This is a genomic window from Arthrobacter ginsengisoli, assembly GCF_031456935.1.
GTDB lineage: Bacteria > Actinomycetota > Actinomycetes > Actinomycetales > Micrococcaceae > Arthrobacter > Arthrobacter ginsengisoli.
In genome coordinates, this window is the sequence record NZ_JAVDVQ010000066.1 from 1 (window position 1) to 1,334 (window position 1,334).

Annotated in this window: 1 protein-coding gene; it reads left to right on the forward strand. The window is 62.7% G+C overall.

All coding sequences use genetic code 11. From position 1 onward, the window contains the following. The first annotated feature begins 65 nt into the window (after positions 1-65). Positions 66-1,232: an integrase catalytic domain-containing protein gene (locus J2X01_RS21955; protein ID WP_310062682.1), complete on the forward strand. Its 1,167-nt coding sequence runs from the start codon at positions 66-68 to the stop codon at positions 1,230-1,232. The last annotated feature ends 102 nt before the right edge of the window (positions 1,233-1,334 follow it).

Here is a 1,334-nt window from a genome sequence, read left to right on the forward strand (position 1 = left end):
GGCGGGGGCAGCGGATCGGGGCTATGCCCGTTTTCATGGAGCTAACGATGGACCAGCGTCAGGCTGTGACAAAGAAGAAAGCCCTCGCTTATAAGAGCGCCGATCGTGCAGGGAAGTCCCGGATCCTGAACGAGCTGGTCGAGCTGACCGGCTGGCACCGCGACTACGCCAGGACCGCTCTGCGGGAGGCCCTGGTCCTGAAGATCGTCAAGCCCAGGCCGGGCAGGACGCCGGTCTACGGCCCTGATCTGTTGCCGCCGCTGATCAGGTGCTGGGCGGTGCTGCGCGCCCCTGCCGGCAGGCTGTTGGCTCCGATGCTGCCGGTCCTGGTGCCGCTGTTGCGCCGGGACAAAGAGCTGGAGATCACCGATGGCCAGGCCGCTTTGCTGATGCGCATGAGCGCGGCGACCATCGACCGTAAACTCGCCGGTGAGCGGGCGAAACTCTTCCCGCGGGGACGCTCACACACGAAGCCCGGAACGCTCCTGAAATCCCAGATCCCGGTCCGCACCTGGGCCGAGTGGGACGACGCCGTCCCGGGGTTCGTGGAGATCGATCTGGTCGGCCACGAGGGAGGCAACAGCTTCGGCGAATTCTGTTTCACCCTGACAGTGACTGACATTTCTACCGGCTGGACGGTGAACCGGTCCGTGCGGAACAAGGCTGCCAAATGGGTCTTCGAGGCTCTGCAGCACGTCACCGCCGTGTTCCCGTTCCCCATCATCGGGATCGATTCAGACAACGGTTCGGAGTTCATCAACGACCATCTGCTCGCCTACTGCCATGCAAACCAGATCACCTTCACCCGGTCCCGGCCGGGGAACAAGAACGACGGCGCCCACGTGGAGCAGAAGAACTGGGCCAGGGTTCGGGAACTGGTCGGCTACCTCCGCTACGACACCGCCGCGGAGCTCGAGAAACTCAACGAGATCTGGGACCTGGACCGGATCTTCACCAACTACCTGCTGCCCCAGCAAAAGCTCCTCGAGAAACACCGGCACGGCGCGACAGTGAGCAAGAAACACGACGCGCCCGCCACACCCCACCAGCGCGCGATCCGGCACGAGAGGATGCGCAAGCGCCCCATCATCCGGATGAACGCCGCCTTCAAACAGATCAAACCCGGCGCCCTCTCCCGCCAGATCCTGGCACTCACCGCTCAGCTGGAAACATTGGCCAGGGCCAAACAACCAGCCGCCGCCAAACCCGTCAACAGGGCATGGAACAACTGAAAATCCGGAGGTTTTTCAATGAGGCAACGAAGCGGTCAACCGGAGGTTTTTAGATGAGGCAACGAATCACCTTCCCGGAGGTATTGCAATGAGGCAACAGGG